At 68.2% G+C, this 18,725-nt stretch carries 18 protein-coding genes and 1 pseudogene; 6 read left to right on the top strand and 13 right to left on the bottom strand.

All coding sequences use genetic code 11. The features are described from left to right. Positions 1 to 2 precede the first annotated feature (2 nt). Both QQ25_RS01205 and QQ25_RS01200 read left to right on the top strand, forming a co-directional pair. On the top strand, positions 3 to 1,253 hold the full coding sequence (locus tag QQ25_RS01205; protein WP_039376696.1) for an acyl-CoA dehydrogenase family protein: 1,251 nt from the start codon (positions 3 to 5) through the stop codon (positions 1,251 to 1,253). Beyond that, entirely contained in the window at positions 1,250 to 2,050 is an 801-nt protein-coding gene (locus tag QQ25_RS01200) for a tyrosine-protein phosphatase (RefSeq protein WP_039376796.1), read from the top strand. Before QQ25_RS01205 ends, QQ25_RS01200 begins: the two co-directional genes overlap by 4 nt. 14 nt (positions 2,051 to 2,064) lie before the next feature. Here QQ25_RS01200 and QQ25_RS01195 read toward each other — a convergent pair whose 3' ends face one another. Beyond that, positions 2,065 to 2,337 (bottom strand): hypothetical protein, encoded by a 273-nt coding sequence (locus tag QQ25_RS01195; RefSeq protein WP_039326751.1) that lies wholly within the window; start codon positions 2,335 to 2,337, stop codon positions 2,065 to 2,067. Between the two features lie 63 nt (positions 2,338 to 2,400). Here QQ25_RS01195 and QQ25_RS31625 point away from each other — a divergent pair, with 63 nt between their 5' ends. Further along, complete coding sequence (locus tag QQ25_RS31625; protein ID WP_268948542.1) at positions 2,401 to 2,529, top strand: Rv1535 domain-containing protein; 129 nt, start codon at positions 2,401 to 2,403, stop codon at positions 2,527 to 2,529. 8 nt (positions 2,530 to 2,537) lie between these two features. On the opposite strand, the pseudogene QQ25_RS31675 reads toward QQ25_RS31625, so the two are convergent. The 8 genes and pseudogenes from QQ25_RS31675 to QQ25_RS01155 all read right to left on the bottom strand — a co-directional run. Further along, a pseudogene (locus QQ25_RS31675) lies at positions 2,538 to 6,803 on the bottom strand (cation-translocating P-type ATPase); the annotation flags it as partial. A 17-nt stretch (positions 6,804 to 6,820) separates the two neighbouring features. Next, a complete protein-coding gene (locus QQ25_RS01185; RefSeq protein ID WP_039376694.1) occupies positions 6,821 to 7,318 on the bottom strand; it encodes a hypothetical protein in 498 nt (165 codons plus the stop codon). Positions 7,319 to 7,423: 105 nt separating this feature from the next. Beyond that, positions 7,424 to 7,960: a YceI family protein gene (locus QQ25_RS01180; RefSeq protein ID WP_101906387.1), complete on the bottom strand. Its 537-nt coding sequence runs from the start codon at positions 7,958 to 7,960 to the stop codon at positions 7,424 to 7,426. Further along, on the bottom strand, positions 7,957 to 8,463 hold the full coding sequence (locus tag QQ25_RS01175) for a DUF456 domain-containing protein (RefSeq protein ID WP_039376794.1): 507 nt from the start codon (positions 8,461 to 8,463) through the stop codon (positions 7,957 to 7,959). The genes QQ25_RS01180 and QQ25_RS01175 overlap by 4 nt, the downstream gene beginning before the upstream one ends. Next, positions 8,460 to 9,182 carry a methyltransferase domain-containing protein gene (locus QQ25_RS01170; protein ID WP_039376692.1) on the bottom strand — a complete coding sequence of 241 codons (723 nt, stop codon included), beginning with the start codon at positions 9,180 to 9,182 and terminating at the stop codon, positions 8,460 to 8,462. Before QQ25_RS01170 ends, QQ25_RS01175 begins: the two co-directional genes overlap by 4 nt. A 9-nt stretch (positions 9,183 to 9,191) precedes the next feature. Further along, positions 9,192 to 9,887, bottom strand: a complete 696-nt coding sequence (locus QQ25_RS01165; protein ID WP_039376690.1) for a haloacid dehalogenase type II — start codon at positions 9,885 to 9,887, stop codon at positions 9,192 to 9,194. Positions 9,888 to 9,891: 4 nt separating this feature from the next. Then, the gene (locus QQ25_RS01160; RefSeq protein ID WP_039376689.1) at positions 9,892 to 10,857 is read right to left on the bottom strand and encodes an NADPH:quinone oxidoreductase family protein; all 966 of its coding nucleotides are present in this window, start codon (positions 10,855 to 10,857) and stop codon (positions 9,892 to 9,894) included. A 5-nt stretch (positions 10,858 to 10,862) separates the two neighbouring features. Next, entirely contained in the window at positions 10,863 to 11,729 is an 867-nt protein-coding gene (locus tag QQ25_RS01155) for an SDR family oxidoreductase (protein WP_039376686.1), read from the bottom strand. 239 nt (positions 11,730 to 11,968) lie between these two features. Between QQ25_RS01155 and QQ25_RS01150 the strand changes: the two genes are divergently transcribed. After that, on the top strand, positions 11,969 to 12,148 hold the full coding sequence (locus QQ25_RS01150; protein ID WP_039376685.1) for a hypothetical protein: 180 nt from the start codon (positions 11,969 to 11,971) through the stop codon (positions 12,146 to 12,148). An 86-nt stretch (positions 12,149 to 12,234) separates the two neighbouring features. Here QQ25_RS01150 and QQ25_RS01145 read toward each other — a convergent pair whose 3' ends face one another. From QQ25_RS01145 to QQ25_RS01135, 3 genes are all read right to left on the bottom strand, one after another. Continuing rightward, a complete protein-coding gene (locus tag QQ25_RS01145; protein ID WP_039376682.1) occupies positions 12,235 to 13,167 on the bottom strand; it encodes a class I SAM-dependent methyltransferase in 933 nt (310 codons plus the stop codon). Then, positions 13,167 to 14,126, bottom strand: coding sequence for an SAM-dependent methyltransferase (locus QQ25_RS01140; RefSeq protein ID WP_039376680.1), 960 nt, complete (start codon positions 14,124 to 14,126; stop codon positions 13,167 to 13,169). The genes QQ25_RS01145 and QQ25_RS01140 overlap by 1 nt, the downstream gene beginning before the upstream one ends. A 72-nt stretch (positions 14,127 to 14,198) precedes the next feature. Beyond that, positions 14,199 to 14,834: a TetR/AcrR family transcriptional regulator gene (locus QQ25_RS01135; RefSeq protein WP_052235554.1), complete on the bottom strand. Its 636-nt coding sequence runs from the start codon at positions 14,832 to 14,834 to the stop codon at positions 14,199 to 14,201. A 123-nt stretch (positions 14,835 to 14,957) separates the two neighbouring features. On the opposite strand from QQ25_RS01135, the gene QQ25_RS01130 reads away from it, so the two are divergent. Then, positions 14,958 to 15,533, top strand: a complete 576-nt coding sequence (locus tag QQ25_RS01130) for a TetR/AcrR family transcriptional regulator (RefSeq protein ID WP_039376679.1) — start codon at positions 14,958 to 14,960, stop codon at positions 15,531 to 15,533. 11 nt (positions 15,534 to 15,544) lie between these two features. Then, the gene (locus QQ25_RS01125; RefSeq protein ID WP_039376677.1) at positions 15,545 to 17,701 is read left to right on the top strand and encodes an FUSC family protein; all 2,157 of its coding nucleotides are present in this window, start codon (positions 15,545 to 15,547) and stop codon (positions 17,699 to 17,701) included. Positions 17,702 to 17,712: 11 nt separating this feature from the next. On the opposite strand, the gene QQ25_RS01120 is transcribed toward QQ25_RS01125, so the two are convergent. Further along, positions 17,713 to 18,699, bottom strand: coding sequence for a pirin family protein (locus QQ25_RS01120; protein WP_039376676.1), 987 nt, complete (start codon positions 18,697 to 18,699; stop codon positions 17,713 to 17,715). Positions 18,700 to 18,725: the final 26 nt, after the last annotated feature.

The following is an 18,725-nucleotide window of genomic DNA, read 5'->3' as shown; positions in this document are numbered from 1 at the left end:
GCATGGACTTCGCGCTGTCGGCCAAAGCGGCTGATTACCACTCTCGGCTCACCGACTTCATGACCGAGCAGGTGTTGCCGGCGGAGGCCGCGTATCACGCCTACCGCGAAGAGAAGGGCCCCAGGGATCACACGGTGCCGCCGGTGGTCGAGGAACTCAAGGCCAAGGCGAAGGCCGCCGGGTTGTGGAACCTCTTCCTACCCTCGGAGTCGGGCCTGACCAACCTGGAGTACGCGCCGCTGGCCGAGCTGAGCGGTTGGAGCATGGAGATCGCCCCGGAGGCGCTGAACTGCGCGGCACCGGACACCGGGAACATGGAGACGTTGCACCTGTTCGCCGACGAGTCCCAGCGCAAGCAGTGGCTGGAGCCGCTGCTGGCCGGTGAGATCCGCAGCGCGTTCGCGATGACCGAGCCCGCGGTGGCCTCGTCGGATGCCCGCAACATCGAGACCACCATGCTGCGTGACGGCGCGGATTATGTGATCAACGGCCGTAAGTGGTGGATCACCGGGGCGGCCGATCCGCGCTGCAAGATCCTGATCGTGATGGGCCGGACCAATCCCGACGCGGCGTCGCATCAGCAGCAGTCGATGATCCTGGTGCCGGTAGATACCCCCGGGGTGGATATTCAGCGCTCGCTACCGGTGTTCGGCTGGCAGGACCAGCACGGGCACTGCGAGATCGTGTTCGACAACGTGCGGGTGCCGGCCGAGAACCTGCTCCACGAGGAGGGCAGCGGTTTCGCGATCGCCCAGGCCCGGCTGGGTCCGGGTCGTATCCACCACTGCATGCGGGCGCTGGGTGCCGCCGAGCGGGCCCTGGCGTTGATGGTCGACCGGGTGCAGACGCGGGTGGCGTTCGGCAAGCCGCTGGCCGAGCAGGGTGTGGTGCGTGAGTCGATCGCCAAGTCCCGCAACGAGATCGATCAAGCCCGGCTGCTGTGTGAGAAGGCCGCCTGGATGATCGACCAGGAAGGCAACAAGGCCGCCCACGTTCTGGTCTCCCAGATCAAGTCGGTCGCCCCGCAGGTCGCGTGCGACGTGATCGACCGCGCCATCCAGGTGCACGGCGCAGCCGGGGTCAGCGACGACTTCCCGCTGGCCCGGCTGTATGCCTGGCACCGCGCCATGAGGCTGTTCGACGGACCCGACGAGGTGCACATGCGCACCATCGCCCGTGCGGAGTTGGGCCGCGAGAAATCGCCTCTTGCAGCAGCGGCATGCAGCCGGCCCGGTTCGGTGGCCGCGCAGTGACCGTCGAACTGGGAGAACTGGCCGGCGCGTGGAACTTTCGGGATGTCGCCGACATCACCGGAATCCGGCCGGGGCTGCTCTACCGCTCCAGCCAACTCAGCCAGCTCTCCGACGCCGGCCGCGCGGTGTTCCGCCGTCTCGGCATCACCGATGTCGCGGACCTGCGATCGCATCAGGAAGTGCAACGGCAAGGCACCGGGCAGGTTCCCGACGGCGTCGCCGTCCACCAACTGCCGTTTCACGCCGACGACACGTCGAATCAAGATGCACCGCACGAGAGCACCTTTCAGCGGGTGATGGCCGAATCCTCCGAGGGGGAAGATGTCGCGACCGCAGCCCGGCGGTACATGACCGAGGTGTACGAGGAGTTCCCGACGCTGCCGGGCGCGCATATGGCGGTGCGCGAGGTGATTTCCCTTCTGGCACAAGAACGTCCGGTGATTGCTCACTGCTTCGCCGGCAAGGACCGCACCGGGTTCACCGTGGCGACCGTGCTGGAAACCGTGGGTGTCGAACGCGATCGCATCATCGGCGACTTCCTGGCCAGCAACGGCGCGATACCGGCTCTGCGAAATCGGATCATGGAATCCGTGCGGGCCAGGACCCAGGATGCGCCCGAGCTCGTCACCTATGCCGAGGCCCGGCTCACCGATGAAGTTCTGGGGGTCCGCGAGGATTACCTCATGGCGGCGTGGGACCGCCTGGTGCAGGACTATGGCTCGATCAGCGGCTTCGTCGAGTCGGCTGGGGTGGCGCCCGAGACTGTCGCAGCGCTGCGGTCGAAGCTGCTCGGCTGACCTCGCCGGTGTGGTCAGGCCTCCTCCAGCGCCTCACCCACCTGTTGGGCCACCCGATTGTGCTCGTTCTGCATCAACACGTGCCCGGCGCCGAGCAACAGCGCCACCGGCCAATCGATGATCTCCACCGCCGCGAGTATGCCGAGCGCACCGTAATAGGCCAGCTGCTCAGGGTGAGGCACCTTGACCCGGCCCACGACCGGCAGCGTCATGGCGAATCCACGGGCGTCGCGCACGGCGTCCACCGCGTGGCGGTGCCCTAAGGACTGGGTAGATTTTTCAGCCATTGGTCACCTCTCTGTCATGTCGACTTCGACTCTTGGAGATCTCGACTTCGGACCGTGAAAGGGATGGCAACTTCCGGCTCCGGCACACCGTCTGATCCCTTGACCGACGCCGTGTCCCGCGTCCTCGTGCTGCCGTTGCGGGAGCTGTACGCGGTGCTGTGGCGCTGCGGAGTGCTCGACATCGAAGACTGACCCGACGCCGGCTGATTCGAAGCAGGCGACAGCGGATCGAACCTGAGCAACAGCCTCGGCGCGACGGCGGCCACCCCGGTGGCGACACCGGCTGCGGCGAGCGCATGCGCCCACCCGAGGGGATCGAGCGGCGTGCATCCCAACATCTGGCTGAGCCCAGGGGTGCTGATCAACGCCCCCAGACATACCAAGGATCCGGCTGCGGTACCGACTACCAACGGGCTGTGCGAGTCGATCAAGGTCTGGGCCAACTGAGTGGAGACCAGCGCCACCAGTGCCAGCGTCGAGGCGCGCCTGGGCGCCAGCGGGAAGCCCGCAGTCACCCAGGCCCCCGTTGCTGCGCCTGCCGTGGCCGCACCACGGATCGCCACCGTCCGCCACAGCTCGGCCTGATCGGGCCCGTGGCCGGCACCGGTCCCAGTGCGGGTGGTCGGGCTGACGGCCAGGGCGGCGGCCGGGAGAGCATCGGTCATCATGTTGACCAGCAACAGCTGCCGGGTGTTGAGCGGTGACCGGCCGGTGAGCGCACTCCCCACGATCGAGAACACAACCTCGCCGGCGTTTCCGCCGAGGAGTACCGCGACGGCGGCCTGAACCCGCCGCCACAGCTGGTGCCCCTCGTCCAGCGCGTCGATCAGGGAACCGATCCGCCCGTCGAGCAGCAGCACATCAGCTGAACTGCGGGCCGGATCGCTGCCACGCGCGGCCACTCCGATTCCGACGGTGGCGGCCCGAATGGCGGCGGCATCGTTGGCGCCGTCGCCGACCATGGCGCACACCTGCCCGGTTCGTTCCAGCGTCTGCACGATCTGGACCTTGTGCTCGGGAGACATCCGGGCGAACACACGCCGTTCCCGCACCGCCTTTTCCTGGCTGCGGCGCGGCAACGCCACCCATTCCTCGCCGCTGATGACCTGGTCGGCGGTGACCGGCAGGCCCAGCTCCGCGGCAATCGCCTCGGCCGTGACTGGGTGGTCACCTGTGATCAGCCGCACACCGATCTCGTTGTCCTGCAAGGCTTTCAACACCTGCGCCGCCTCAGCCCGCGGGGTGTCGGACAATCCCAGCAGGCCGACGAGCACCAAACCACGGCCACACAGCGCGGCGAGCTTGTCGGCGTCGGAACGGCCGCGGTCAGCCTGCCCCGCAGTCAGCGGCCGCCGAGCCACCGCGAGCACCCGCAACCCGTCCCGGGCCATCGCCTCGACCGTGCGCTCAACCGCAGGATCCAGATCCGCACAGGCGGCCAACACCACCTCCGGCGCGCCCTTGATCGCCAGCTCTTCGCCGAGCAGTGCCGCCGAGAGCTTCCGGCCGGACCGGAACGGCAGATACGTCCCACTTTCCTTGGGCGGCTGGGAAGTTGGCGCAGCCTCGGCCACCGCCGCGTCGGTGGCGTGCTCGTATTGCTCACCGTTCTTCGGTGGGGTCGCCCGGGCCGCGTAATCGAGCACCTGCTGTTCGGAAGTCTGACCGCTCACCGGATGAACCTGCGACACCCGCAAGCGGTTCTCGCTCAGGGTGCCCGTCTTGTCGAAACACACCACATCCACGCGACCGAGCGCCTCCACCGAGCGCGGACTGCGCACCAGCACCCCAGCCCGGGTCAGCCGCCGCGCCGAGGCCTGCTGCGCCAGCGTCGCCACCAGCGGCAACCCTTCGGGCACGGCGGCCACCGCGACCGCGACGCCACTGGCCACCGCGCTGCGCAGCGGCAACCTGCGCAGCAGGCCGAGCCCGCTGACCAGGGCGCCGCCGGCCAAGCTGAACGGCAGTGCCCGGTTGGTCAGTTCGCGCAGCTGCGTCTGCAGGCCGACGGCCGGGCCGGTACCGTGCCCGATGTCCGTGGCCCGCCGGGCCTGGGTCGCCGCGCCCACCTCGGTGACCACCGCCACCGCCGTTCCGGCGACCAATGTCGTTGTGGCATAGAGCATGCAGTGCCGTTCGGCCAGGACCGCGCCGGGGGTGGGGTCCACCTGCTTGGGTACCGGCAACGATTCACCGGTGAGCGAGGCTTCATCGGCCTCGGCATCGAGCGCCTCGATGATCCGGGCATCGGCCGGGACCACTTCGCCCGGCCTCACCTCGATGATGTCCCCGGGCCGCAGCTCGGTCGCCGGCACACTTTCGTACCCGTCGTCACTGTCCTCTTTGTGCCCTGAGCCGAGGACCCGTCGCGCCGGCGGATCCTGGACCGCCAACAGCCTCGTCAACAGCCGCTCGGCCCGGACTTGCTGGGTGGCGGCCAGGATCGCGTTCCCGGTCAGCACCGATCCCACCAGAATCGCGTCGACCGGCGAACCGAGCATGGCGCTGGCTGCCGATCCGACCGCGAGCACCGGCGTCAGCGGGTCCGAGAGCTCGGCGCGCAGAGCGTCGAGGAGTTCGGCCACCTGGCGCGGGAGTACCCGGCGGCCCGATGTCTGCGCCTCAGCATCGGTACGGCCCGAATCCTCTGCTGCGCCATCGGTTTCAGCCAGATGGCGGAGCACCTGATCGGCCGTCATCGCATGCCAGTCTTCGACCGGTTCGGCCCTGGGCCGGCCATCCAGCAGGGCTTTGCGGGCCAGCCAGAAGCCATTGGCCAGGCCGACCGCCGCCCCCGCGGTCACCGGCCCGGGGCCCAGGCCGCGGACACCGGGAACCATCAGCAGCGCACCCAGCGCGGTGCCACCGGTGGCCAGCTCCACTCCGCGTTCGCTGGCTCGGCGGGCTGCAGGAATGGCATGCAGCAGGCGCCACACCGCGGCCAGATCGACCGCCAGCACGTCGGCCTGCCAAGGGATTCCGGCGCGGTCGCGCAGCACCCCCACAGCGAGATCAGCCGCACACAACGCGCGGGCAGCATCCGCCGACAGCACCGCCACGGTGCGACCATCGCGCTGCAGGGTGTCGACCACGTCGGCCAACGCCGCACCAATGTCGGCGCGGGCCTCGTACAGCTCGTCGAACGAGGACCGCAGGTCCCCGAGTTCGTCGAGATCCAGGGATACCGCCTGGGCGCCGGCGCGGCGGATCTCGGCCAGCATCGCGTGCGCTCGAGGGTCGTGGCGGTTGCGCACCAGCACCTGTCCGCGGGATGTCCCGTTCGTCGCCGACCCGGTGACAGCCGGGGGGACGCGATGCCACCCGGCCGGCAATTTGCCGTCCCGTAGCCGGTCCTGGGCCCATTGCCACACCGCCGGGCGATCGGCTTGCGCGACGTCGCGGAATTGCCCCACCCGGAGCTCATCGGTGGTCAGCACGCGGGGGTCGACCACCACGGCGTCAACCCGGTCGAGAAGACGCAATGCGTCGGGCCGCAACTGAAGCACGTCACGCCGGTCGGCCAGGCCGCGCCCCAGGGTGCTGGTGAAGGCCTCGCGAGAATTGCGCGCCGCCTTGGGCGCGGTCACCACCGCAGCCGTCGCGGCGGCATTGGCGTTTCGTGTCAGTGCGCCGACCGAGGCCGCGGCGATCGCCTGGGCCCGGCCGCAGCGTTCGGCGTACCGCTCCACCACGCCGTCGGGCAGGGCACGCGGCCGCGGGGACACGGGCGTCACGGTGTCGCATTCGGCTTCGGCTGCCAGCCTCGGCTCGAGTTCTTGCCAAGCATCGGCAGCGGCGGCGGCCTCGGCGAGTTGGGAGAGGTGACGCACAAACTCCACCGTGACCGCCGCAGGCGCCTGGGTCAGCGCATAGACCGTGGCGGCACCGACGCTCAGCACCGCATCGGCACCGTGCGGGCCCAGCCGGCTTTCGAGAACCGCTCGCACCTTCGGCTGGTAATCGATGGCATTGACCAACGCCATCACCCCGGCGGGCACTTTCGGCAACATCAGCGTTCGGCCCACGACCGCCGCACCGACGCCGACACCGCTCACCGCAGCGGCGATGCCTTTGAGAGCCAGCAGTATCCCGTCGCCCGGCAGGTCGGTGGGCCGCGACGTCGGGGCGGGCGCCCCAGATTCGGCGTCGGCCACCACCGCACACAGCCGGGTCAGATCCGTGCCGTGTGGATCGGTGCCGTCGAGCTCGATGACCACGCGGGACAACGGATAGTTCAGATATGCGCGGCGTATCCCCGGCCGGTCGCGAAGCGCCCGCATCACCGCGCGTCCGATTCGCCGGCCGTCGTCGGTCTGCAGCCCACGAACTTCGATCCAGCACCGGTCGGCACCCCGCCAGCACCGGCGGGAGGGTGCGCCACCGACCATCTCGACCGCGGCGGAAAGAACCGTCTGGATCGGCTGGGCGAAAGGCACCGCAGCCATCTCGGCTGCGCCCTGAATCATCCGGCCGATTGCGCCGATCACTTGGTCCGGGTTGCCGCCGCGGTGCGTCGAGACGTCGACCGGCGACCCGCCGCCTTGGCAGCGCTGCTCGAAGTGGACCGCTTGGCCGGGGCTGACCGCTTGGCCGGCGAGCGCTTGGCCGGGGCAGAGCGCTTGGCCGGGGCGGTGCGTTTGGCCGATGATGCGCGCTTCGGTGCCGCCGCCTTCGCCGCCGGTTCCTCGACCTGGCCGCCGCTCACGCGCTGGTTGATCTGATGCACGACGAGGGCCGCACCGCCGACGGTCAGCAGCACGGGCCATTCCACGAGACCGGCCGCCCCGACCGCGCCCAGCGTGAGCGCTGCGGCGGCAGGCGATCTGCTGCCCTGGCTCAACCCGCTACGAATGCCGTTGCCAACCCCTTTGATTCCGCCGACCACGCCACTGACCGCGGCACCGCCAACGGCTCCCGCAGCGGCGGTGGTGGCGTCCGCGGTTCGACTTACCGCTTGCAGCGTGCCTGAGACGATGTTCACGATCGGACTCCTCACGTTCACCGTGTGAACTACCCCGATGATCGGCTTTCTACACGCCGGTTGGGCAAGGCTTGTCAGATCGGTGAGCAGCGGCCCCGGATTCCGTCAGGCGACGGTGACCACCAAGGTCACGCGGACCTCGTCGGCCACTTTCATCGCTCCCATCAGCATCGAGTACTGCTTGAGGCTGAAGTCGGTGTGCCGCACGCCCGCCTCACCATGGATGCGCCATCCGTCGCCGTCGGCCTCAACCCGCACTTCGAGAGTTTCAGGGCCGCTGTGGTCGGCGATCTCGAGCGTTCCGGCGATCCGATACAGATCGCCGTCGCGGTCGATCTCGGTGGACCGGAACACCGCCTGCGGAAAACGCTTCGTGCGCAACGTCTTCAATGCGTTGGACCGGATCAGCACCTTCTCGGCTCCCGACAGCGGAGTCATGCCGCCCTCGCCTCGCAGCACATCGAGGGAATCGAGGTCGACCGTCACCTCGACCGCAGCTGGTTCCTCGCCCTCCCGGTCCACGACCGCCTGCCATGACCGCATCGCGATGGTCAGCCGATGACCCATCCGCGACGCACTGCCCGTCACACCGGTGGTCAGTAGCAGCTCACCCGAATCGGGGCCCAGGGTCCACCGCGTCACGACGCGATCACCAGACCCACCACCCAGGCCACGGTCGCGAGCAGCGCGCCGGTCAGCTCAACCCCGACCGACAGCGCAACACCTTTGAGCGCGTGCACCGTTGACGTCCAAGCCCGGCGGTAGTCGTGCCGTGCGGCCAGCTCGGCCAGGTAGATGCCTGCGACGAAACCGATCACCAGACCGATCACCGGGATGACGAAGAAGCCGATCACGCCCAGCACGCCACCGGCCACCAGGCTCCATATCCCCACCTCGGCGGCCCGCATGCGTCGTACCGGCCAGGTGTACTTGATCACCTCGCAGGTCACGAAGAACACGGCCGCGACCCCCAGCGTCACCCACGCGACGGTGGCGTGCGCCGCATCGGCCCGGGCCTCCAAGACTGCCCACACCGCGATCGCGGCGAACACCAGAAACCCGCCACCGGGCAGGACGGGCAGCACGATGCCGACGAGTCCGACCGCGATCACCAGTGCGACGAGAACGATCCCCAGTGTGCTCACGGCATCTGCCCACGCACCCACTGCAGGGCGCCCATGCTCTTGGACCGCACCCGTTGCAGGCCGAGCGCCTCGAACCGATCGGCAAGCTCATCCTCGGAGAAAAAGCGGGCGCCGCCCTTCGCGAGCAGCCGCGCAGGCCCGCGGTTCGTCGCCGTCGGCACCATGATCGCCATGCGCCCGCCGGGGCGCAGCACCCGCACCATCTCCGCCAGTGCCGCCTCGGCGTCGGGAATCAACTGCAGCACGGCGATCGATGTCACCGCATCGAAGACGTCGTCCCGGAACGGGAGCTTCTGGGCGTCGGCGCGCAGGAACCCGACCTGCCTGCCCGCTTCGGCCTCGACCGCACGGGCCAGCATGGGCTCGGAGATGTCCACGCCGAACGCGAATCCGTCGAGCCCGGCCGCCCGTGCCAGCGCCGCGGTCACGTTGCCCGGGCCACTGCCGACATCGAGCGCGAGACCGCCCGGCGGAATGTTCAGCCATTCGGTGGGTTGGTGCCACGCCGTCATCAGCTTGCGGCCGATCCCCTGGGCATTGTCGTAGAGCATCGACCCGACCGGTGACGCCCACACCTTCTGGATGAATCCCGCGTTCTTCGGGGCGTCAGTGCTCTCGCCCAACAGATCGAGATACCCCTTGCTGACATCCGGCTCGGCCGGCGGATCGATCAGGAGATCGAGCGCCTTGCGCAATGCCCCACTCGATGCGGTGTCCACACCCCTACGCTACGCACCCAGCTGGTCGGCGAGGTCGACAAAATCCGTCGCGACGATGTCGAAGTCGTCGGGTGCCACGGCGTGCGGAGGGCGATCCGGTCCGTACTCCATCGGCCGGGCCACGTACGCCGTGCCCAGCCCGGCCGCGCGGGCGGCCCGCAGATCGGAGGGATGGGCTGCGACGAGCGTGAGCTCCGCGGGTGCGATGTCGAGCAGTTCGGCACAGCCGCGATAGGCCTCGGGGTCGGGCTTGTAATGCCGGAACAGTTCCGCCGAGATCACGCAATCCCACGGCAGCCCGGCGTGTTTGGCCATGTTGGTGAGCAGTGAGACGTTGCCGTTGGACAACGTGGTGATGATGTAGCGCTGCTTGAGCCGGGCCAGCCCGGGCACCGAGTCCGGCCACGGATCCAGCCGGTGCCAGGCCCGGTTGAGATGGTCGATCTCAGCGTCGGTGACCCGGATGTCCGCGGCGACGAGCAAGTCGACCAGGATCGCGCGATGCAGATCGTCGATCCTGGTCCACGGCAGCTCACCGCGGCGCACCCGGGCCATCGCCGGGACGTAGCCGGCCCGCCAACTGTCGGCGAAGGCCGGCCAATCCCGTTGCAGCCCGTGGCTTTCGCCGAATGCTTCCAACTCAGCGATGACGCTGGACCGCCAGTCCACGACGGTGCCGAACACATCGAAGGCCAGGGCTTTCATGTTTTTACGGCTCCAGGACGAGCTTCCCGCGCACCCGCCCTTCGGCCAACGCATCGAGCGCGGCCGCACCGTCGGACAACGGGAACCGTACCGGCGGAGGCGGCCGCAATCCGGCGGCCACCAACTTGGTCAGCTCGGCCCCGACCTGTGCCTGGGCCTCCGGCCGGCGGCGCACGAACTCACCCCAGCCGACACCGACCACGCTGACGTTGCGCAGCAGCAGCCGGTTGACCTTGACGGTCGGGATGCCGCTGCCCGCGGCGAATCCGATGACCAGCAGCCGGCCTTCGGGAGCCAGCACCCGGATGGCGTCGTCGAAGGCGTCTCCGCCGATCGGGTCGACCACCAGATCGACGCCCTGCCCGTCGGTGGCCTCCATGACCGCCTCGCGCCAGCCTTCGGTCAGCGGCAGCACCACATCGGCCCCCAGAGAGGAGACGAACTCCTCGGCCCCGGACCGATGCACCATCGCAATGACCTTGGCGCCCACGGCTTTGGCCAATTGGATCGATGCCGCGCCGATACCGCCCGCCGAGCCGAGCACCAGTACGGTCTCCCCCGGCATGAGCCCACCGCGGCGGGCCAGTGCGAACTGCATCGTGTAGTAGTTGCCCAGCAGTGAGGCCGCCTGACCGTCGTCGAGCCCGTCAGCCGTGGGGATCACGTTGGCGGGCAGCGCCATCACCTGCTCGGCGTAACCGCCCAGCATCGTCATCGCGGACACCCGCTGACCCGGGGTGAACCCCGAGCCGTCGGGTGCCGAGCGCACCGTTCCGGCCACCTCCATACCCGGCGTGAACGGCGGTTCCAGCCGCAGCTGGTACTCACCGCGCAACAACAGCAGATCGGGGAAGCAGACGCCGGCGGCGCCGACGTCGATGATCACCGCGTCCGAGGAGACGGGATCCGGCACGTCGACGTACGCCAGCCCGGATGTACCGGTAAGTGCCTGCGCTACAAGCGCTTTCACCTGTATCAGCCGAGCTTGAAGCTGGCCTGCTGGGCTGCCGAGAGGTCGGTGATCTCGCCCCACTTGGCGGCGATGTCATCGACCGACGGCACGCCCTCGGAGAACGTGACACCGTCGTTCTGGAACAGCGCGGTCCGCTGTACCTTGCCGCCGCCGACGATGAACACCGAATCGGTATCGGGCAGTTCCTCGGTCATCAGGTAGGCCACCACGGGGGCGACGTACTCGGGGGTGAGCTTCTCGAACACCTCGGGCGGCAGGATGTCCTGGGTCATGCGGGTCGCGGCGATCGGCGCGACGGCATTGGTCTTGATGTTGTACTTGGCGCCTTCCTGGGCCAGCGTGTTGATCAGACCGACGAGACCGAGCTTGGCGGCGCCGTAGTTGGCCTGACCGAAGTTGCCGAACAGACCGCTGGTGGAGGTCGCGACGACGACGCGGCCGAAGCTCTGCTCCCGGAAGTGCGGCCAGGCGGCGCGGATGACGTTGTAGCCACCGTAGAGGTGCACCTTGAGCACGGCATCCCACTGCTCGAACGTCATCTTGTGGAAGGTGCCGTCACGGAGGATGCCCGCGTTGCTCACCACGCCGTCGACCTTGCCGAACTCGTCGATGGCCGTCTTGATGATGTTGGCGGCACCCTCGGCCTCGGCGACGCTGTCGTAGTTGGCGACCGCGCGGCCACCGGCGGCCTTGATCTCGTTGACGACCTCGTCGGCCATGTTGTGGCCGGCGCCGGTGCCGTCGCGGGCACCGCCCAGGTCGTTGACCACGACGCTGGCGCCCTCGCGGGCCAGCGTCAGGGCGTATTCACGGCCCAGACCGCCACCGGCTCCGGTGACGACGACGACACGGTCCTGCACTCCTGGCATGGGGATTCCTCCTCGATAACGGGCCGCGAACCGGCTCAGCTCTACTCCTGTATACGGCGGGCGGGCAACTGCCGGTCAACCGGGTCCGTCAGTGCTCGTTCGCGGCTCATTCGTGGCGTGGCCGACCGGTTTCTGCCATCGGACAGTCAATTGCTGCCAACGCCGAAAACCCGGAATCAGCAGCCCGCCCCTTTAGTTGAATCAGTCAAGAAAACAGATCGAAGGAAGAGGCAAGAGAAATGAAGAAGTTCGGAATTAGGACTGGGATCAGCACAGTGATCGCCAGTGGTCTGGCCGCCGCCGTCCTGGGCCTGGCGGGCCCCGCCTCAGCCGATGTGGCCCACCACAGCTGGCTGGATCAGATCGGCCCGCACGTGACCGTGCCCCAGGTCGACACCACGGTGCACCAGAGTCGCTGAGCCACCCGACTCAGACCGGCCGAGTGGCCAGTTGTGACACGCGAACGCTGAAAGAGCGTGTCACAACTGGCCACTCGGCTTTGAGGTCAACTCTTTTCGGCAGTGACGAACGTCGAGAACGCCCGCGTGTCGTCATGCTCGATCTCGACGTAGCGGCCGAGCCGGCGCATCTCGTCGAGTGAGTGCACCCCGTCGGCCCGCCAACCATGGTCGTTCAGCCACTCGGCGACATCGGCACGGTCGGGATCCTCGTAGATGAGGTCTTGGATGTTGAGCGCCTGCTCCATGTTGAACTGCGCGGCGAAACGCTCGAAGCGCTCGCGCATCTCCTCACGACGCTCGCCGGCCGTCACCCCGGCGGTTTCGGCGGCGATCCGGCTGCCCGGCGCCGACAGCTCGGTGACGAGCTCGAACAGCCGATCCTGGGCATCGGCGGGCAGATACATCAGCAGGCCCTCGGCCAGCCACGCGGTCGGCTGCCCATCGTCAAAACCCGCTTCCCGCAACGCCGTAGGCCAATCCTGACGCAGATCGATGGCCACCTCACGGCGCTGAGCCGACGGCTGCACACCGTGGGCGGCCAGCGTTTCGGCCTTGTACTCCAGCACCTTGGGCTGGTCAATCTCGTACACCGTGGTGCCGGCCGGCCAATCCAACCGGTATGCCCGCGAATCCAGGCCTGACGCCAGGATGACGATCTGGCGGATGCCTGCCGCGGCGGCGGCGGCGAAGTACTCGTCGAAGAAATGCGTACGCACCGCCTGGTAGCTGCCCATGTGTTCGAAGATCTTGGCGGCCTCGTCGTCCACCTCGGCGATCTTCGCGGCGACATCCTGATCGAGCAGCGTCTCCCAGAAACCGGTCCCGGCACCGGCGACCAGAATGGCGGCGTACGGATCGCGGATCAGCGGGTTGTCGCGTCCGGTCTCCCCCGCCCGGGCGGCGGCCACCATGACGGCCGTCGAGCCCACGCTGGTGGCGATGTCCCACGTGTCGTCGTGGCTGCGCAGTGAGCTCATCAGGATTCTCCATCCAATCGGGCGCGCAACAGCACGCTGTCCAAACCCAGTTCGGCCAATTCGTCCACGGGAGCAGGCCGGCCCAGCCGGGCCATCTCGTCGGCGCTGTCCACCGCATCCACGTCCCAGCCGTGTGCCGCAAGCCATTCCGCGGCGTCAGCTCGATCGTCACCGGTGTACATCAGCGCGTCAGCGTCGATATCGAGCCCGAGCGAGATCCGCATGTGCTCGCCCCGGGCGCGACGCTCGGCCCGCTTTTCCGGTGTGTAGCGGGCCGGGTCCATGGCGAAATCCTCGACAGCCACGCGGCTGCCGGGTGCGCTGTGGGAACTGACGAGTTCGAAGAGCCGGTCCTGGGCGTCGCCGGGCAGATACGGCAGCAGCCCCTCGGCCAGCCATGCGGTGGGCTGCGCCGGATCGAATCCGGCGGCGATCAGGGCTGCGGGCCAGTCGTCGCGCAGATCGATCGGCACCGGGACGTGCTCGGCCCGGGAGACGGCTCCGTGCGCCTGCAGCGTCGCGGTCTTGTACTCGAGCACCTTGGGCTGGTCGATCTCGTACACCGTGGTGCCGGCCGGCCAATCCAACCGGTATGCCCGGGAGTCCAGTCCGGCGGCCAGGATCACCACCTGGCGGATGCCGTCGTGGGTGACCTCGGTGAAGTAGTCGTCGAAGTAGTGGGTACGCACAGCCTGGTAGTTGCGGGCCATGACGTGGATGCGGTGGGCCTCCGGATCGTCACCGATCCAGTGCGGTTCGCTGCCGGCCAACTGTGCCCACGCCGGGCCTGCGGCCGCCACCAACAGGAACGCGAACTCGTCGCGAATCAGGGCTTCAGGTTGCGCGGTCTCGGCGGCCCGGGCGGCGGCCACCGCCAGCGCGGTCGCACCGACGCTCTCGGTTACATCCCAACTGTCGCCCTCGGCACGACTCTGCCGCACATCGCTCAGTTCAGTCATTTGCCAATCGATGCTACCGAACAACTTAGCCAAGCTATACGGTGATGTGGGCCACCTCACGACCCCGATGTGTCAGTCGCGCAACTGCCAGAGCTTGTTCGCCATCAACAGTTCGAACTTGTCCACGATGACGGCCACATCCTCGCGATGCCCCACGTAACCGGCATAAAAGCCCATGCCCCACATCACCGCGACCAGCATCTCCACGATCGCCGGAATGTCTGTGTCCGTGCTCAACTCGCCGCGCTGAATCGCCTCGTCAACAGCCCACCTGACGAACTCCCGCGAGCTGCGCAGCGCGTCGTGCTCCTCGGAGATCAACTCGGGGTGACGCTGCGCCTCCAGAACGGAGGTCACGAGGAACGCCGCCGCCGACCGGTCAGTGGATTCGGCATCCATCGCCGCGGCGAAGAACGCCGAGATTCTGTTCACCAGAGTCGAGGCTTCCCGGGCCCTGGCAATGCCTGCGGCGATCACTTTCGCATTGGTCTGTTCCACCACATCGCGGTAGAGAACACGTTTGCTGCTGAAGTAATGATTGATTGCCGGACGGGTGAGATCAGCACGGATCGCGATCGCTTGAAATGTAGCTGCGTCGTAGCCAAGTTCGCTGAAAACTTCACGGGCAGCACGCACGATGCGTTCTCGGGTCTCCGCCGCCTTTGCTGCGGGCGGGCGTCCCGGTCCTCGGCTCGCTGTGTGGGCCACGAACAAATTGTGCCACACGTCACCTGGATGCCTCGATCCCGTCATGTTTGCGTGCGTTATATGCGGCTGACCAGCAAAGCCCCACCGCGACCAAAAATCGACGACGAACTAGCGTTGTGCCCCATGGCGGGGGTTGTTTCGCGGGAGGCGTACTTCGAAACCGGTCTGGACGTGTTGTCCGATCTCGGTTACGGCGGGCTCAAACTCGCGGAGGTGTGCAACCGGCTGGGCGTCACGACCGGGTCGTTCTATCACTACTTTCCGAACTGGGCTTCCTACACGCGGGAGTTGATCGCGCACTGGCGCGAGGCGCGCACCCTGCGGGTCGTGGAAGCCGTCCGCGCCGACCACGATCCGCACCACCGCATCGAGACCCTCATCGGCGAGGCACTCGCCCTTCCGCACGGTGCCGAGGCCGCCATCCGGGTGTGGAGCTCGCTGGACCCCGACGTCTACACAGTGCAGGCGGTGGTGGACCAGCTGCGCTTCGACATTCTCTTCGAATCCGCTCTCGAACTCATCGGCGACGAGGTCAATGCCAGGTACTTCGCGGCCTGGGGCATCTACCTGATCGTCGGTTTCGAGCAGAGCACCCTGCCGCGCGACTTCGACGCCCTGCAGTGGATCACCACCCAGATGCGCGACGCGCTGGAATCAGGCCGCTTCACTCCGGCCACCGGATCTGACCAACCCGTCTAACATCGGCGATCATGCTGACCCCGGCCGAGATCTGGCGCCGGGCAGTTGATCGCCTGCGTGACTCGTTGCGCGCGCGGGATCCCGAAAACGACGCGTTGCGGCGCGCCGTGCGGGCCGCCATCGTCCTGCCCATAGCCGCGGCGATCGGCTTCGCCGTCGGCGGGGACTCCCAGACTCCGCTCTTCGCGATCTTCGGCGCGGTCTCCCTGCTCATCACGGCCGACTTCCCGGGCAACCGCCCCGCCCGCGCCCCGGCCTACGGCGGCCTGGCACTCAACGGGCTCATCCTGATCGTGTTGGGCACGATTCTGGCCCCCTACCCGTGGCTGAGCGTGGCGGCGATGTTCGTCGTCGGCCTGGTGGTGACGTTTTCCGGGGTGCTCAGCGAGATCGTCGCCGCCGGCCAGCGCGCCACCCTGCTGCTGTTCGTGTTGCCGCTGTGCACGCCTGTCGGACCCATTCCCGACCGGCTGCTGGGCTGGCTGATCGCGCTGGTGGTGTGCGTGCCCGCCGCACTGTTCCTCTTTGCGCCACGCCACCACGATGAGCTGCGCCGCGACGCGGCCCGCGTGTGCCGGCTACTGGCCGATCGGCTGGACGGCCAGGCCTCGGACCGCGACGTCACCCGCGCGATGAATGCGCTGTACGCGAGCTTCCTCGGCGCCGACTACCGTCCCGTCGCCCTCAGCGCGGGCAGTCGCGCGCTGGTGCGCGTCGTCGACGATCTGGGCTGGATCTGCGACCAGATCACCGACCAGACGGCTGAACTGCTCGGGGCCACGCGCGAGCCCACGGTGCGCGTACTGCGCGACAGTGCCGCGCTGCTCACGATTCACGACCGGGCCGAGCGGGCCGCCCGCGAAGCCGACCTGCGCGCGGCCCTGGCCGAGCAGCGCACCGTGGCCCAAGGCAGTTACCGCGAGGACATCACCCAGATCCTCGGCATGGCCGACGACGCGGCCGCCGCGAAGGTCGGCGCTGCCCTACTGAACCGGCGCACCATCTCGGCGACCGTCGCGGTCACCGGACGCGTGATCGGCAACGCGGCGTTGGCCGACGCGCGCCCGGTGTGGGCCCGGGTGCTGGGCCGGCGGCTGCCCGAAACCGGTGCCGCTGATTGGGTGATGCCCGAGACCGTCGCGGTCGCCGCCATCACCCGTGGCCTGGTGGCCGCCCGCGCGGTGGTGCTGCGCAACAGCCTGCGTACCGGGTTGGGATTGGCGCTCGCCGTGGCGGTCACCCACGTCTTTCCGGTACAGCACGGGTTCTGGGTGGTGCTGGGTGTGATGTCGGTGCTGCGCAGCAGCGCCCTGGACACCGGCACGCGCGTGCTGCGGGCAGTGGCCGGCACGACGATCGGCTTCATCCTCGGTGCGGTGCTCATCGAGTTCCTGGGCGTGGACCCGGTGGTGATGTGGATCCTGTTGCCGCTCGTGGCATTCGGGTCTGCCTATGTGCCGAAGGTCGGATCATTCATCGCCGGGCAGGCCGCGTTCACCATGATGATGCTGATCAACTTCAACCTGATCGCTCCGACCGGTTGGCGGGTCGGATTGGTCCGGGTCGAAGACGTCGTGGTGGGCGCACTCGTCGGGATCGTGGCGTCGGTGCTGTTGTGGCCGCGAGGAGCGACGGCCTCGGTGTCCAAGGCGATCGATGAGGCCCGGGCGGTGGGCGCGAAATTCCTCGATGCAGCCGTGTTGCGGGTGACGCGAGGCGCTTCCGAGGCGGCCACCGACCGCGTGATCGCGCTCGGCCATGACACTCTGACTGCCACTCGGACACTCGATGATGCTGTCCGCCAATATCTTTCGGAGACCGGCGGGCCCACAGACCAACGTGCACCGGCGGTGCGGGCGGCCAACCGCGTGATCCGGGTCAGGGCTGTCGCCGAGCTGATCGCCGACGTCGTGCCGCCGCCGCTCGGGGTCTATCCGCAGACCCGTGCGGTGATCGAAGAGCACGCCGCGGCGATCTGCGCCCGGCTCACCGGCGCGGACACCACGTCGGTGCTGGTACCGATCGGGGAGAGTTTCGTGGTGTCCCTCCGCGCCGAAGCCGCCGGAACCGAACTGGCGGTCTCGGCGGCCCTGCCGTTGGTGACGGCCGCAGCGCATCTCGGCGAGCTGGAGTTGCTCTACCCTCAGCCCGCCGAGTCGGTGGGTTAGTTCTCGTTCGATCAGCTCAGCGGCCGGTGCGGCATGAGCGCGTTCGGCGGGATCTGACCGAACTTGCCCGCCTGGTAGTCCTCCAGTGCCTGGATGAGCTCGGACTTCGAGTTCATCACGAACGGCCCGTAGTGGAACACCGGCTCCCGAATCGGCTTGCCGCCCAAGAGCAGAACCTCCATGGCGGGCCGGTGCGAATCCTGAGTTCCCTCGGCCGACACCGTGATCCGGTCACCGGGGCCCAGAACTGCGAGCTGGCCCTGATGGATCGGGTGCGCCACCGGTCCCACACTGCCGCGTCCGCTCAGCACGTACACCAACGCATTGAACTCGCGGTTCCACGGCAGGTTGAGCTGCGCGCCAGGTTCAATCGTGGCGTGCGCCATGGTGATCGGGGTGTGCGTAGAACCAGGACCGAATGCCGGCCCGGTCTCGCTTTCGACGTCGCCGGCGATGATGCGGACCAACGTGCCGCCGTCTTGAGAGGACAAGAGTTTGGCGTCGGTGCCCTCGATGGCCTGGTAACGCGGCGTGGCGAACTTGTCCTTCTTCGGCAGGTTCACCCACAGCTGGATGCCGTGGAAGGTGCCGCCGCTGTCGACGAGCTCGGCCGGCGGGGTCTCGATGTGCAGGATGCCGGATCCGGCCGTCATCCACTGGGTGGCACCGTCGGTGATCAGACCGCCGCCGCCGTGTGAATCCTGATGGGCGAACCGGCCGTCGATCATGTAGGTGACGGTTTCGAACCCGCGGTGCGGGTGCCAATCCGTGCCTCGCGGCTCGCCGGGCTGGTATTCCACCTCACCCATCTGGTCCATGTGAACGAACGGGTCCAGGTCTGCGGCGCTGACTCCACCGAAAGCGCGTACGACGGGGAACCCCTCGCCTTCGTATCCGCGCGGACCGGTCGTGATCGAGCGGACCGGGCGTTCGGTCTCAGATGCCTGAGCTGCCGCGATGCGGGGCAGAGTCAAGACGTCTGCGGTGATGGCTGGCATCTCCTACCTCCAATCTGTGTAGCTTG

The organism is Mycolicibacterium setense (genome assembly GCF_000805385.1).
Classification (GTDB): Bacteria; Actinomycetota; Actinomycetes; order Mycobacteriales; family Mycobacteriaceae; genus Mycobacterium; species Mycobacterium setense.
This window is presented reverse-complemented; position numbering and strand designations above follow the sequence as displayed.